This is a genomic window from Veillonella parvula (assembly GCF_032472435.1).
In the GTDB taxonomy this organism is placed as follows: domain Bacteria; phylum Bacillota; class Negativicutes; order Veillonellales; family Veillonellaceae; genus Veillonella; species Veillonella parvula_N.
The window spans coordinates 12,738-28,268 of record NZ_JAWEGM010000008.1 but is presented as its reverse complement, the minus strand read 5'-3'; the positions used below and the strand labels follow the sequence as shown (position 1 = coordinate 28,268).

15 protein-coding genes are annotated in these 15,531 nt (G+C 40.5%); all 15 read left to right on the top strand.

What is annotated here, in order from left to right; genetic code table 11:
• The first annotated feature begins 16 nt into the window (after positions 1–16).
• The gene (locus tag E7A03_RS09275) at positions 17–529 is read left to right on the top strand and encodes a YceD family protein (protein ID WP_004693424.1); all 513 of its coding nucleotides are present in this window, start codon (positions 17–19) and stop codon (positions 527–529) included.
• A 25-nt stretch (positions 530–554) separates the two neighbouring features.
• Positions 555–731, top strand: a complete 177-nt coding sequence (rpmF, locus tag E7A03_RS09270; RefSeq protein ID WP_004693428.1) for a 50S ribosomal protein L32 — start codon at positions 555–557, stop codon at positions 729–731.
• Between the two features lie 305 nt (positions 732–1,036).
• Positions 1,037–1,597: a transcription factor FapR gene (gene fapR / locus E7A03_RS09265; RefSeq protein WP_221741044.1), complete on the top strand. Its 561-nt coding sequence runs from the start codon at positions 1,037–1,039 to the stop codon at positions 1,595–1,597.
• A gap of 3 nt (positions 1,598–1,600) precedes the next feature.
• The gene (plsX, locus tag E7A03_RS09260) at positions 1,601–2,629 is read left to right on the top strand and encodes a phosphate acyltransferase PlsX (protein ID WP_287533052.1); all 1,029 of its coding nucleotides are present in this window, start codon (positions 1,601–1,603) and stop codon (positions 2,627–2,629) included.
• Positions 2,613–3,608, top strand: a complete 996-nt coding sequence (locus E7A03_RS09255; RefSeq protein WP_008713708.1) for a beta-ketoacyl-ACP synthase III — start codon at positions 2,613–2,615, stop codon at positions 3,606–3,608. Before plsX ends, E7A03_RS09255 begins: the two co-directional genes overlap by 17 nt.
• A gap of 15 nt (positions 3,609–3,623) precedes the next feature.
• On the top strand, positions 3,624–4,568 hold the full coding sequence (gene fabK, locus E7A03_RS09250) for an enoyl-[acyl-carrier-protein] reductase FabK (protein ID WP_008600662.1): 945 nt from the start codon (positions 3,624–3,626) through the stop codon (positions 4,566–4,568).
• 11 nt (positions 4,569–4,579) lie between these two features.
• Positions 4,580–5,521, top strand: a complete 942-nt coding sequence (gene fabD / locus E7A03_RS09245; protein WP_021148003.1) for an ACP S-malonyltransferase — start codon at positions 4,580–4,582, stop codon at positions 5,519–5,521.
• Position 5,522: 1 nt separating this feature from the next.
• Positions 5,523–6,266 carry a 3-oxoacyl-[acyl-carrier-protein] reductase gene (gene fabG, locus E7A03_RS09240; protein ID WP_195394914.1) on the top strand — a complete coding sequence of 248 codons (744 nt, stop codon included), beginning with the start codon at positions 5,523–5,525 and terminating at the stop codon, positions 6,264–6,266.
• Between the two features lie 51 nt (positions 6,267–6,317).
• The gene (locus tag E7A03_RS09235) at positions 6,318–6,548 is read left to right on the top strand and encodes an acyl carrier protein (RefSeq protein WP_004693441.1); all 231 of its coding nucleotides are present in this window, start codon (positions 6,318–6,320) and stop codon (positions 6,546–6,548) included.
• A 77-nt stretch (positions 6,549–6,625) separates the two neighbouring features.
• On the top strand, positions 6,626–7,582 hold the full coding sequence (locus E7A03_RS09230; RefSeq protein WP_278457414.1) for an NAD(P)H-dependent flavin oxidoreductase: 957 nt from the start codon (positions 6,626–6,628) through the stop codon (positions 7,580–7,582).
• A gap of 35 nt (positions 7,583–7,617) precedes the next feature.
• Entirely contained in the window at positions 7,618–8,862 is a 1,245-nt protein-coding gene (gene fabF / locus E7A03_RS09225) for a beta-ketoacyl-ACP synthase II (RefSeq protein ID WP_004693446.1), read from the top strand.
• Positions 8,862–9,602: a ribonuclease III gene (rnc, locus tag E7A03_RS09220; RefSeq protein WP_287507843.1), complete on the top strand. Its 741-nt coding sequence runs from the start codon at positions 8,862–8,864 to the stop codon at positions 9,600–9,602. The genes fabF and rnc overlap by 1 nt, the downstream gene beginning before the upstream one ends.
• Before the next feature lie 170 nt (positions 9,603–9,772).
• Complete coding sequence (locus E7A03_RS09215; RefSeq protein WP_024061460.1) at positions 9,773–10,972, top strand: elongator complex protein 3; 1,200 nt, start codon at positions 9,773–9,775, stop codon at positions 10,970–10,972.
• A 45-nt stretch (positions 10,973–11,017) separates the two neighbouring features.
• On the top strand, positions 11,018–14,572 hold the full coding sequence (gene smc / locus E7A03_RS09210; RefSeq protein ID WP_287509252.1) for a chromosome segregation protein SMC: 3,555 nt from the start codon (positions 11,018–11,020) through the stop codon (positions 14,570–14,572).
• Entirely contained in the window at positions 14,572–15,507 is a 936-nt protein-coding gene (gene ftsY, locus E7A03_RS09205; RefSeq protein ID WP_004693455.1) for a signal recognition particle-docking protein FtsY, read from the top strand. The genes smc and ftsY overlap by 1 nt, the downstream gene beginning before the upstream one ends.
• Positions 15,508–15,531: the final 24 nt, after the last annotated feature.

The window sequence follows — 15,531 nt, the reverse complement described above, 5'->3', positions numbered from 1 at the left end:
GAGTCGAGGTAAGATTATGAAACTGCAAGTAGAGCAAGCAAAAGAACATATAGGAAAGAAATTTCCTTATAGCTATACGATATCAGCCTCTGAGCTTGGTGACGTAACTGCTTTTCCTTGGAGCCGTCATGATATAACCATTAGTGGTGAGTTTTGGTTTGATGGTCAAAATTACATCGTTCAAGGTTCGATTCAGTCTAAAGGCGATTATGATTGTTCCCGTTGTTTAAATACCACAGAACATTATCGAAAAGATTTCTTTGAGGAAATCTTTAGTGATTGTCGAGATGCTGCAGATGATGTGAATTCTTTTGATGGAGAAGAAATTGACTTAACTGAACTAATTAGGGATACATTAATCATCAATGAGCCCTCTCAAGTGTTATGTCAGGATGATTGCAAAGGATTGTGCGTTCATTGCGGAGCAAATTTAAATGTTTCACCTTGTTCTTGTGAATCCTTTGTGGTGGATCCTCGATTTGCAGAGTTACGTGCTTTGCTTGATGAGAAAGATGATAGATTATCCTAATGATTGTACTAAGGAGGTGCAGATAATGGCAGTACCTAAACGTAGATTGTCTAAATGCCGTCGCGATCGTCGTCGTGCTAATTGGAAATTAGAAGCTCCTGGTTATGTAGCATGTCCACAATGCCACGAACCTAAGATGCCTCATCGTGTTTGCCCTACATGTGGTCACTATAAAGGTGAACAAGTAGTAGCTAATGCTTAATATGTGAGCAGAGAGAGACGCCTACTTTGTAGGCGTCTTTTTTATATGCTTTCAAAATATACACTCATATTTTTATATGTTTTGTTATCAATAGCAAGTGTCACTATTTTATAGTAAGATTATTCTATAAGATGGTGACACATTTTTATTTTTTATAAACAATAATACTAAAATATAAAAAAACAACTATATTTTGTATATGCTATGAAAATATCTTACTATATGTATGAAAAGTCTTGCCAATAAGGGAATTATTGTATATACTTAGGATGTAATATTAATACTAGGTCATAAAAGGTGGTCCCATGAGTCGGTTAAAGAAGCAAGAGCGCCAGAAGCAGTTACAAGAAAAACTGAATATTACGCCATTTCTTACTGATGAAGAATTGGCAACACACTTTGGTGTAAGTGTGCCAACAATTCGTCTCGATCGACTAGAATTGGGTATTCCTGAATTGCGTGAACGCATTCGTGTTATGGCTACAGGTCAATCACATGAAATGGCAGAACATGTATCATATGAAGTGGTTGGCGAATTGATTGATGTCACCGAGGGGCACCAAGCATTATCTATGTTGCGTACTACGGCTGATATGGAAGATCAATTCGGATATGTAGAACCGCAGTATTTATATGCTCAAGCAAATTCCCTTGCAAAAGCGGTTATGGGGACGACTGTTTGCTCTGCGGAAGTTGGAAATATAAAATATAAGAACCCAGTAGGATCTGGTACTAATTTGGTAGCGAAAGCAGAAATTATTCGTCGCCGAGGTAATAAGTTCTTTATTTGGGTTATAATAAGAGATAAAATAAAAGAAGTGTTTCGCGCAAAATTTATTATGGAATCCGTAGAGAATAGGGTGTAAATTATGAAAATTGCAATAGACGCCATGGGTGGCGACTTTGCTCCAATGGAGACTGTACTTGGATCCATTGAAGCCGTACGAGCAAATCAACACATTGAAGTGGTGCTCGTCGGCGATGAGCAGCAAATTTTTGATATATTAGAAGCTAATAATGAAGCTAAGAATCCACGTATTTCTGTACATCATGCTAGCCAGGTAATCGGTATGGATGAACATCCAGGTCAAGCATTGCGCAAGAAAAAAGATGCATCTGTTGTGGTCGCTACTTCGTTGGTTCGGGATAATCGTTGTGATGCTGTGATTGCTCCAGGTAGTACGGGAGCTGCTGTTGCAGCGGCTTTATTTGGGCTTGGTCGCATTAAAGGTATTGATCGCCCTGTCATTGCAACTCCAATGCCAACGGTAAGTGGTATAACAGTTATGTTAGATTCTGGTGCAAATTCTAATTGTAAACCTAAACATCTTGTACAAGGAGCTTTAATGGGCTCTGAATACGCTAAGCTTTTATTAGGAAAAGAAAATCCTACTGTGGGATTGTTAAATATTGGTGAAGAGGCCACAAAGGGGAACGATGTCGTATTGGCGACGTATCCGATTTTGGAGGGTATGAAGACTATCAATTTTAAAGGTAATATTGAAGGTCGCGATATTCCTAAAGGTACCGTTGATGTTGTCGTATGTGATGGATTCGTAGGCAATGTGGTACTTAAATTTGCGGAAGGTTTAGTAACAGGTCTTACGCAATTAGTAAAGGATAGCATCATGGCAGGAAGTATTTTCGCCAAGATAGGAGCTATGCTTGTAAAGCCAGCCTTGAAAAAGATGGCAAAACGTTTGGATCACACAGAAAATGGTGGTGCTCCGCTCTTAGGAGTTAATGGGGTATTCATGATTGCTCATGGTAGTTCTAAAGCAAAAGAAATAAAAACTGCTATTGAAATTGCTAGTGATTTAGTAGAGCGTAAAATTATTCAACACATAAGAGAAACGATGGATATTGAAGGAGCCTTAAAGTATGACTATGATGAATAAACCTGTAGGAATCATTGGTACTGGGAGCTTCCTTCCTGACAATGTAGTAACAAACTTTGATCTTGAAAAAATGGTTGATACCAATGATCAATGGATTAGAGAGCGTACGGGTATAGAAGAACGACGCATTGCACCGGAAGGTATGAATACATCCTATATGGCGACCGAGGCAGCAAAAAAAGCTATGCAAATGGCTAATGTCTCTGCAGAGGATATCGACATGATTATCTTTGCTACCTTAACACCAGATATGATTATTCCTTCGGCAGCTTGTGTATTGCAAGCAAACTTAGGAGCTAAAAACGCTGCAGCCTATGATTTACAAGCGGCGTGCTCTGGGTTTGTATATGGATTGATTACTGCCGCTAGTTATATTAGCTCTGGTATTTATAAAAAAGTACTCGTTGTGGGGGCAGAAATTCTTTCTCGTCGAGTAAACTGGAATGATCGTGGTACATGTATCCTCTTTGGTGATGGTGCTGGGGCTGCAGTAGTATCTGAAGTACCTGAAGGCTATGGCATTAAAGGTATTGACATGGGCGCCGATGGCACTGGAGGATCAGCGCTTTGCATTCCTGCAGGTGGCACTGCTGTAGTAGCAAATGATCAACGCGTAGAAGAGGGCTTAACATTTATTCATATGGATGGCCCTGAAGTATATAAATTTGCCGTTAAAACGATGGGACGTACGGTTTTAAAATCCTTAGAACGTGCTGATATGGAGTTAAATGAATTAGATTACTTCATTCCTCATCAAGCGAATATTCGTATTATTGATTCGGCAGCCAAACGTTTACATCTGCCGATGGAAAAAGTTTTTGTTAATTTACATAAGTATGGTAATACATCTGCCGCGTCTGTAGCGATTGCACTTGATGAAGCTAATCGCGAGGGACGTTTCAAACGCGGTGATAATGTTGCGTTTGCAGGATTTGGTGCAGGCCTAACATGGGCAAGCCTGGTCTTGAAATGGTATTAAGGAGGACACATCAAGATGATTAAGACTGACATTTGTGATTTATTGCAGATTGAGTATCCAATCTTTCAAGGTGGCATGGCTTGGCTCGGTACTGCAGAATTAGCGGCAGCCGTTTCTGAAGCTGGTGGACTTGGGATTATTGGTGCTGGTCATATGCCTCCTGATATTTTCCGTAATGAAATCCATAAATTAAAAGAGCGCACTAGTAAGCCTTTTGGCTGTAATATCATGCTCATGTCTCCATTTGTAAAAGAGGTTATGGAAGTAGTCGTGGAAGAACGTGTTCCTGTTATCACTACAGGTGCAGGTAATCCTGGTGTTTATGTTCCCGCTTTGAAAGAAATTGGTACAAAAGTTATTCCTGTAGTTGCATCAGTATTACTAGCAAAGCGCTTATTACGTGGCGGTATTGATGCAATTATTGCTGAAGGTACAGAGTCTGGTGGTCACGTAGGTGATATTACAACTATGGCATTAATTCCTCAAGTAGTTGATGCTGTAGATGTACCAGTTATTGCTGCCGGAGGTATTGCAGATGGTCGTGGTATGGCTGCGGCATTTGCATTAGGTGCTAAAGCGGTACAAATGGGGACACGATTCGTATTATCCGAAGAATGTATTGCCCATGAAAATTATAAAAACGCTGTATTGAAAGCAAAAGATCGTGCTACAGTTATGACTGGTTTAACAACAGGTCATCCTGTACGTATTATAGATAATGCGTTAGCTCATAAATATAAATCCCTTGAATTCAGTGGTGGATCTAAAGAGGAATTGGAAGCATTAGGTGCTGGTACACTTCGTTTAGCTGCTATTGAGGGTAATGTAAAAGAAGGTTCTGTAATGATCGGTCAAATTTCTGGTATGTTAACAGATGTTAAACCATGTGAAACTATCATTAAAGATATTATGACTGAAGCTGAAACTGTGATTAAGAATCTTCAAGGTCTTAGTAAATAAGGAGGCCCCTAATGAAAACGGCATTTGTTTTTCCTGGTCAAGGTTCTCAAAAAGTTGGCATGTTACAAGATTTGTATAATGCGTACCCTATTGTGAAACAACGTTTTGAAGAAGCTGACGAGGCACTTGGTTATTCTATCAGTAAATTATGCTTCGAAGGTCCTGATACAGAGCTCGTTAAAACAGCAAATACACAACCAGCTATTTTGACTGCATCCGTAGCTTGTTATGAAATTCTAAAAGAACAAGGCTTTACGCCTGACATCGTAGGCGGGCATAGTCTTGGTGAGTATAGTGCTCTAGTAGCAGCCGGTGTATTGAACTTTAAAGACGCAGTATATGTAGTTCATAAACGCGGTGAATATATGCAAGAAGCTGTGCCATTGGGTAAAGGCGCTATGGCAGCAATTTTGGCATTACCTCGTGAGCGAGTTGTAGAAATTTGTGAAGAAGTAAATGCTTCTGTAGGTTCTGTACAAGCAGTTAACTTCAATTGCCCTGGACAAATCGTTATTGCCGGTGAAACTGCAGCGGTGGAAACAGCAGCTGAAAAAATGAAAGAAGCAGGTGCAAAACGCGCAGTAATGCTTCCGGTAAGTGCTCCATTCCACAGCCGTTTGATGGAACCAGCAGCTCTTCGTTTAAAGGAAGAGTTGGATAAGATCCAAGTGTGTGATGCCCAAATTCCTGTAGTTGCAAATGTTACTGGCAAGATTTTGACTAATGCAAATGACATTAAAGAGTCCTTAGTTACTCAAGCCGCTAACCCTGTCTTGTGGGAAGATTGTGTAGCTGAAATGGTAAACTTTGGTGTTACTCGTTTTGTTGAAGTGGGGCCTGGGAAAGTACTTACAGGTTTTACTAAAAAGATCAACAAAGATATGGAATTAGCTAATGTTGAAGACATTGCATCCTTAGAGAAAACGCTTGAATTTTTGAAGGGGGTTCGATAAAATGCATTTAGAGGGTAAAGTAGCCATTGTAACTGGCGCATCCCGTGGCATTGGTCGCGCTGTAGCCATCAATCTAGCACAATCTGGTGCTGATATTGTAGTAAACTATAGCGGTAGCGAAGGTGCAGCGCAAGAAACTGTTGAAGCTGTACAAGCGTTAGGCCGTAAAGCCATTAAAATTAAAGCCAATGTAGCCAATGCTGATGAAGTTGCTTCCATGGTGGAAGAAGCTCATAAAGAATTTGGTCATATTGATATTCTCGTGAATAATGCGGGTATTACACGTGACGGTTTGTTAATGCGAATGAAAGACGAAGATTTTGATGCTGTTATCGATATTAACCTAAAAGGTGTTTACTTGGTAACTAAAGCAGTATCTAAAATCATGATGAAACAACGTTCTGGTCATATTATTAACATGACATCTGTTGTAGGTGTTATAGGTAATGCTGGTCAAACTAACTATGCTGCTTCTAAGGCGGGCGTAATTGGTTTTACTAAATCCTGTGCTAAAGAATTGGCTAGCCGTGGTATTACAGTTAATGCTATTGCTCCAGGCTTTATCAACACAGATATGACCGATGTATTACCAGAAAAAGTTAAAGAAGCTATGGTTACTGAAATTCCATTGGGCCGTATGGCTGATGCTGAAGAAGTAGCAACAGTAGTAACATTCCTTGCTAGCGATTTTGCTAATTATATTACGGGTCAAGTCATCAATGTTGATGGTGGCATGGTAATGTAGTTGTAAAATTAGACTATATATAAATACACTTTGAAAGGAGGTGAACCACTAATGAACACTTTCGATAAAGTTAAAGCAATCGTTGTGGAACAATTAGGCGTTGATGAAGCTGAAGTTACCATTGATTCTACATTCATCGACGACTTAGGCGCTGACTCCTTAGATATCGTTGAATTGATCATGGCATTTGAAGAAGAATTCAATGTTGAAATCCCTGACGACGTTGCAGAAAAAATTAAAACCGTTAAGGATACAGTAGAATATATTGATTCTGCTAAATAAGCTGTAAAGCTAACAATTCAACCGAACGGGAGGCCGAGTGGCCTCCCAACCGGTTTTATTTACAGGAGGATTTGATAGTGAAGCTCCCTGAACTTCGCATTGGGAATCTAGTGGCCAAAGTACCTATTATTCAAGGTGGTATGGCGATTAGATTGTCTACAGCTCGCTTGGCAGCAGCCGTTGCAAATGAAGGTGGTATCGGCCTTATTGCGGCATCGGGCTTGCCTTTCGATGAATTACGATACGAAATACAATTAGCTAGAAAATTATCACCTACGGGTATTATTGGTATAAATGCGATGGTAGCAGCAACTCAATTTGCTGGTTTAGTAAAGACTGCCATCGAAGAAGGCATTGATCTTGTAGTAGCAGGTGCTGGTTTTTCAAGAGATATGTTCTCAATGGGCAAAGAGTCTGGTACTCCTATTGTACCAATTGTTTCGTCCGCAAAATTAGCTCGCATTTCTGAAGGTTTAGGTGCTGCAGCTGTAATCGTAGAAGGCTGTGAAGCTGGTGGACACCTGGGGACGGATCGTTCTGCTCGAGAAATCGTTCCCGAAGTTGTAGCAGCGGTAAAAAACATTCCAGTAATTGCTGCTGGTGGTGTTCTAGATGGCCGTGATATCGTTGAAATGTTAAAAATCGGTGCTAGTGGTGTTCAAATGGGTAGCCGTTTTGCTGCTTCTGATGAATGTAATGCATCTGATGAATTGAAAAAAATGTATGTACGAGCTACAAACCCTGAGGATATAGTATTGATTCAAAGTCCTGTTGGTTTGCCTGGTCAAGCAATAAAAAACAAATTTGCTGAATCTGTTTTAGATGGTACTGTAGCGCCTCCAACGGTGTGTGATAACTGTTTAAAACATTGTTCCCATAAATTCTGCATTATCCGTGCTCTTTCTCGCGCACAACAAGGTGATGTGGAAACGGGGTTGGTGTTCTCTGGCAATAATATGAGAAAAGTCGATAGGATTATGCCAGTTAAAGATATCTTTGCTCAATTAAAACAGCAAGTAGCAGAGATTGATTAATTTAAAGGGCTGTATAGCTATAAGAGGTGGAATAATTGGAAAAACGTGTAGTAATTACTGGCTTAGGGGCAGTGACTCCTGTAGGTATCGGTAAAGAGAACTTCTACAATGCGTTATTGGCAGGTCAATCTGGTATTGGGCCGATTACACGCTTTGACGCATCTGACTATGCAACACGCATTGCGGGTGAAGTAAAAGATTTTGATATTACAAACTATGGGGTAGACAAAAAAGAAGCTCGTCGTATGGACCGTTCTGTAGAATTTGCTATCGGTGCAGCTGTTCTTGCTTGTGAAGATGCTGATCTTGATTTAGATAAAGCGGATTTAGATCGCTGTGGTACTGTAGTTGGTACAGGTATAGGCGGCATTGACTCTATCCATGAGGTGTATGAAACATTATTCGAGAAAGGTCCTGGCCGGGTAAGTCCATTTGCAGTACCTATGATGATTGCAAATATGACATCTGCACGCGTATCTATTCGCCTTGGGCTTAAAGGTCCAGTTATTACCGACGTAACTGCTTGTACTTCTGGTACAAATGCGATTGGTGATGCATTCCGTATTATCCAACGTGGTGATGCTGACGTGATGTTTGCTGGTGGCACTGAAGCTGCGGTATCTCCGGCTGCTGTAGCTGGTTTTGCGGCTATGAAAGCTATGTCTACACGCAATGACGAGCCAACAAAAGCGTCCCGTCCATTTGATCGTGACCGTGATGGTTTCGTAATGGGTGAAGGTGCTGGTATCGTAGTTCTTGAAGAATTAGAACACGCAAAAGCACGCGGTGCACATATCTATGCTGAAGTTGTGGGTTATGGTAGTAATGGTGATGCTTACCACATCACTGCACCAGCTCCAGGTGGTGTTCAAGCTCGTAAATGTATGGAATTAGCCATTAAAGATGCAGGTATCGACCCTAAAGACGTTAACTATATCAATGCTCATGGTACATCTACTGGCCTTAATGACCAAAATGAAACATTAGCTATTAAAGAATTGTTCGGCGATCATGCTAAAAATATCGCTGTTAACTCTACAAAATCCATGACAGGTCACTTGTTAGGTGCTGCTGGTGCTATCGAAACTATCGTAATGGCGATGGCTATCGAAACTGGTAAAGTTCACCCTACAATTAACTGTGACAATCCTGATGAAGGTTTGGATCTGGACTATGTTCGTGAAGGCGCACGTGAACTTCAAGTAAAATGTGCACTTTCTAACTCTTTCGGTTTTGGTGGTCATAACGGTACACTTTGCATTCGCCGTTATGAAGCTTAATGGTTACTATCGAAACGCATAAGAGTAAGATAACACAAGCTCGTGAAGAATCTCTTCATGAGCTTGTTGCTCGTTTAGACATACCTGTGTCAGATATATCCATTATAGATTGTGCTTTTACACATACTTCTTATGCGAATGAACATAAATCAAAGCATATTCATCACAATCAGCGATTAGAGTTTTTAGGCGATGCTGTTTTGGATCTTATTATTGGGGAATACCTATTTAAGACATATCCAGATATGGCTGAAGGTAATTTAACGAAAATTAAGGCCGCTACAGTGTGTGAAGATTCTTTAGCATCTGTGAGCCGTTCTTTGCAACTAGGACAATATTTATTGCTCGGTCATGGAGAATGCGCTTCCGGTGGTAATGATCGAAACTCTATATTAGCGGATACCTTTGAGTCTCTCATCGGTGCTATTTATATTTCTACAGATTATCAAACAGCTATGGTCTTCGTTTTAAAACATTTAACTACTTATATCATGCAAGCCTTAGAAGGTAAGCGGGGCAAAGATTATAAGACATTATTACAAGAATATGTGCAAAGAGATGGGGATAAACATATTGTCTATCATTTGCTCAGTGAAAGTGGTCCCGACCATGCTAAAACCTTCCTTATGGAGGTTGAAATCAATGGTGTTACTTACGAGGCCGGCTCTGGTAAAAGTAAAAAAATTGCAGAACAACATGCGGCTCAATTGACTTTAGAAAAGTTGATGGCTGATAAATAGAAAAGCGCCGAATGGCGCTTTTTTTGTATAATAGTATGTGAGTAATATATAGTATGTGAGTAATAATCTATATAATGGTAGATGAATAATGATCTATATAATGATAGATGAACAATAATCTATATAATAATAGATGAATAATAATTTTTACATAAGAAGAGGAGGTGTCTATGAAACCATTTGGTATGATTCCCTTTTTTATACCTCACGTAGGTTGTCCCTATGTGTGTACATTTTGTAATCAATCTCGTATTACAGGCCAATCTGGTATTAGTCACCTAACTCCAGAATATATACAACAAACAATCAAAGACTATGTAGGAACAAAGCGGAATGAAAAGTTTTGGGAGGTTGCCTTTTATGGTGGATCATTTACGGCTATTATTAAAGATTTACAACATAAATTATTAATGCCTGCCTATGAAATGCTTCAACAGGGCCTCATTGATGGCATACGCTGTTCTACAAGGCCCGATGCTGTAGGAGATGAAGCGATTACATTATTACAGTCTTATGGAGTAAAAACTGTGGAACTTGGTGTGCAGTCTATGAATGATGGTATTTTAGTCGATGCTAAGAGGGGGCACACGGCACAAGAGGTAGTAGAGGCTGTTACACGATTAAAACATCGTGATATGACCGTTGGGGTTCAACTTTTACCGGGACTAAAAGGAGAGACTTGGCAAACCATAATAGAAACGGCCATTGCAGTAGCCGCATTACGACCTGATTTTGTACGTATCTATCCCGTACTAGTTATAGAAAATACAGAGCTAGCCGAACAGTATAGAGCTGGAGAATATAAACCACTAAGTACTGAGCTAGCTATACAGTATTGTTCATTTTTAAAAGATTGGTTTGAACAGCATGGCATTGAAGTCATTCGCACGGGTTTACAAAGTACAGAAGAATTAGATTCTAGGAATAGCTTAGTAGCGGGGCCATATGAGCCCGCTATGGGGGAGCTGGTTGTGAACGAACAGTATAAGCAGCGAATTGAACGTTGTATTGATGAGCATGCATCTCAGTATACGTACGCACTAAGTAACGATTGTTTTAATCTAACTGACTACGCTACTTATGAAAATCTAGGATTTAGTGGAGTTAGTGCTTATAATGCTGATAATAGTGGATATATAGATAACACTAATAATGATAGAACAAATTATATTAGGAATAATGGTATTGCAGTACAGCATAATATTGTTATTTCTTATCCGAGATGCTTAACATCTAAGGTGCGAGGCCTTAATAATCGAAACGTTAAATACTTTCAGATTCAGTATCCGCAGTATGCATTTGAATGGTGTGAAGAACGCACGAGAAATACCGTTCGTTGCTGTATTGATGGCCTGCAATATGTGTTATAATAAAAGATATGATTATTTAGGGTTGTTGGTAGAAAGGAGGCAGTCATGCAATTACTTCGGTTGGAATTAAAGGGCTTTAAATCGTTTGCGGATAAAACGATTGTAAAATTCTCACCAGGAATGACTGCCGTTATTGGTCCTAACGGAAGTGGTAAAAGTAATATTACGGATGCTATGAAATGGGTATTGGGAGAATCCAATGTCCGTAATTTGCGCGGTCAAAAAGCAGAGGATATTATTTTCTCTGGTACGGAAAAGCGCAAACCTATGAGCGCTGCTGAGGTTACACTTGTGTTTGACAATAGTGACCAACAATTAGATATAGATATGGCTGAGGTAGCCATTACACGCCGTATATACCGCACTGGTGAAAGTGAGTTCCTCATTAATAAGCGATCTTGTCGTTTAAAGGACATACATCTTTTACTAGCAGATACCGGTCTTGGTAGAGACTCCATGGCTATCATTGGGCAGAACCGAATTGATGCTATTTTAAATTCTAAACCTGAAGAACGGCGCCTTATCTTTGAAGATGTAGCAGGTATTTCTCGCTTTAAGATCAATAAAGAAGATGCATTGCGTCGTATTGCCAGTACAGATCGTAATATGGAGCGTGTACGAGACGTAATGGCTACCATTGAAGAGCAATTAGGACCTTTGTCTGAAAAAGCGGAAAAGACTAAAAAATATATGACCTTAAGCCGCGCAAAGCGCGATTATGATGGGGCATTAGGCTTCCACAATTATAAGACCTCTGATCGTCTTTTAACACGTTTTGAAAACGATAATATTGCCTTTAAAGATGAAGAAATTGAGCTTCAAACTGAATTGTCTAAATTAGAGGCTCGTCGTCACGAATTGCAATCGTCCTCGTCAAAAGAGCAGGAACAGCTTAAGTTGTGGGAGGCTCAATATACTGAAAAGCAACGCGATGAAGAACGCTTATCTGGTCATTTACGTCTCTTAGAAGAGCAACTAAAAACAGCGCGCCGTGAATTAGATGAAACGTCTATGCGCATTAGCGAGCTAGAGGCTACGCAAAAGGGCGAGGAGCAACAATTGTGCATCTTAAATCAATTGATTCAAGATGAAAGTGCTCAATTAGTAGAAAAAGAGTCTAATCTAGAAGAATTAGAAGCGAGTTACAAAAAGGCTGTTGAAGATGTAAGGTCAGAACAAGCTAAGTTCCAATCCTTGCAATCCAATCGAGAGGCTTTTGAGAAACGTCAATTAGAAGTTGTGAGTGCTATTGAAACGGCTAAGGCTAGTATTCGGAGCTTAGAAGCTCGCAAGGGGGAAAGTAAAAATCAATGTGCTATTCTAGAATCTGAAATAGCACAGGTAGATAGTGAACTACAAGTCGCTCGTTCTGAATTTGAAGCGCTAGGTCAAAAGTTTAATGCCTTATCTGCTCAACGACAAGCCCTCGTTGATGATGCTAAGGATGCGGTCATGAAAGCGCGTGAAGAGCGTAAGGAATTACAAAAGCTGCGCACTCAAGAACAACGTGCAAAAGGTCGATTAGAACTATTAGCACAGTGGGAGGAACAGCACGAAGGTTACTTAGAAGGCACAAAGAACATCCTCAATGGTAAAGGTTCTTGGCGCGAACAGATCACGGGCGCTGTTGGCGATCTCTTTACGGTAGAGGAGAAATATACTACGGCTATCGAAACGGCCTTAGGCGGTAGTGTTAACCACGTTGTAACTACTACAGCTCGCGCTGCTGCGGAGGGTGTCAATTATTTGAAATCTATCCAAGGTGGTCGCGTAACCTTCTTGCCGATGGATTCTGTTAAAGGTAAACCATATGATACACCGGCTTTACATGAAAGCTGTGTATTAGGCACTGCTGTTGATTGTATTTCTTTTGATAATAAATACGCCCATATTTTCCAATACTTATTGGGGCGCACCTTGGTAGTGTCTTCCATGGATGATGCCATTGGATTACAGAAAAAATACAATCAGCAATTGCGCATCGTAACTCTTACAGGGGAACAATTTCAACCTGGTGGTTCTCTAACCGGTGGTGCCACAAAACGTAAGCGTGCTTCTGTATTGAGCCGCAAGGAAGAGGCTGCTAGTCTTGAACAAGAACTGGTACAAATTGAAGAACAAATTCGCTCCTTAATAGCTAACTTAGAAAGCCTTGAAAAACGGGTTGAAGAGACTGAAAAGGATCAAGCGACTCTTGATGAAAGCTATCAACATACGAACTTACTCTATGTGGCTAGTGAAACAAAGGTACAAAATATACAAAATCAGCTGGATCGTAAGAAACGTGTTCTCCATGAAGAAGAGCAACGTTTAGTACAAATTGATATTGATTTGGCTACTACAACAGCTAACTTGAAAGATCAAGAAACAGCATTAGCTTCCTTGCAAGAGGATCATGGTATGGATGGTAATCAAGGGGCGTTGATGGGTCGATTAACCGTGTTGCAAAAGGTGCAACAAGAGGCGTATGAAGCTTTTACAGAAGCTCGCCTTACTTGTGATACCTTGCGACATACCATTCAGGAACGGGAATCACAACGTGAACAGCGTAATCAGTCTATTTCTAGTATTATTGAGCGTTTAACACCACTTCGTAATTTGTTAGTTAGTACTACACAACGCTATGAAGAGGATATCCCTCTGGCTCAGGAAGTTGCAGAACAAGAGTTGACCTCTGCTACGGCTGAGGTTGAACGATTACGTGCCCTTCGCGATGAAGCTTATGATAAAACATCTACGGGGCGCGAGGAAATGGAATCTATCCTCAGTGAGCAAGACCGATTGAATCAACGCTACAAAGTGGTGCAAGGTCGCCTTGTTGATATGGAAGGTAAAATTACACGTCATCGCATGGACTGTGAGCGCTTTGTAGAAGAATTACAAGAGCTAGGCTTTACTTTGGAAGATGCTCAAGTCCTTCGCATTGAAGGCTCCGTTAGCGATTGGAAGGATGAGCAAGCTCGTTTGATAGCCGAAATTGCCGAATTGGGTCCAGTCAATCCAAATGCCGTTGAGGAATACGAAGAGACTAAAGAACGCTATGATTTCTTAACCACACAATTAGCTGATTTAGATACGGCAAAGGCGCAATTACAGGCGGTTATTGCCGAAATGGATAAGGCGATGAGTACACAGCTATATGATGTATTGGATGTGGTAGGCCGTAGATTCCAAGAAGTATTCAGCCAATTGTTTGGCGGTGGTACTGCGCAAATTGTACTTACTGATCCAGATAATATCTTGACGGGTGGTATCGACTTCTACATTCAACCACCAGGGAAAAAGCGTCAACAATTGACACTTTTATCGGGTGGTGAGCGTGCTCTTACGGTTATCGCTTTATTGTTCTCATTCCTTGACTATCGTCCAGCTCCGTTCTGTGTGCTTGACGAAGTTGACGCGGCGCTTGACGAAGCTAATGTTGAACGATTTAGCTCTTACTTAAATCGAATAAATAAAGAAACACAATTTATCGTTGTATCTCACCGTAAAAAGACGATGGAAGCTGCCGAAGTACTTCAAGGGGTAACCATGGTGGAACGCGGTGTATCGCGATTATTAACAGTAGCATTTGAAGATGTGAAGGAGGATCTAGCATAATGGCATTTGGATTCTTTGATAGAATTAAAGACGGTTTAGAGAAAACTCGTAAGTCTTTTGTAAAAAATGTAGAAAGCATCGTTATTGGTTATGCGCAAATCGATGATGATTTTTTAGATGATTTAGAAGCAGTTATGCTTACTAGTGATCTAGGCCCTAAGACGACAGAATACTTGATGAAAGAAATTCGTCGTGGTGTAACAGAAGGTATCATCAATCATACAGGCGATGTAATGCCGTTTATGGAAGACCGCATCACGGAAATGCTCATCGATCAAGAAGATGAAATTACTTTGCACCATCCTGAGGTTATCCTCGTAGTTGGTGTAAATGGTGTTGGTAAAACAACGACAATCGCTAAATTGGCTAACTATTATACTAAAGAAGGTAAAAAGGTTATCATTGCTGCAGGTGATACATTCCGTGCCGCTGCAGCTGACCAATTATCCATTTGGGCTGATCGCGTTGGTGTGCCGATTGTTAAACATAAAGAAGGCGCAGACCCTGCTGCCGTTGTATATGATGCAATGGAAGCTGCGAAAGCTCGTAATGCAGACCTTGTTATCGTAGATACGGCTGGTCGTCTACATACTAAGGTTAACCTTATGGAAGAGCTTAAAAAGATGGGGCGCGTAGCGAATAACCACGTAGAAGGTGCGCCGCATCAAACATTGCTCGTTTTAGATGGTACTACGGGTCAAAATGCAGTAAGCCAAGCTAAATTATTTGGTCAAGCTGTACCAGTAAATGGTATTGTAGTAACTAAACTAGATGGTACAGCAAAAGGCGGCGTAGTTATCTCTATTAAAGAGGAACTGGGCGTACCCGTACGCTGGATTGGCGTTGGCGAAGGTATGGATGACTTGCGTCCATTTAATGCAAAAGAATTTGCTAATGCACTATTTAATAAAGGAATGATTCAAGGTGACAAATAAATATAACCGGGAATTCTTACTTGA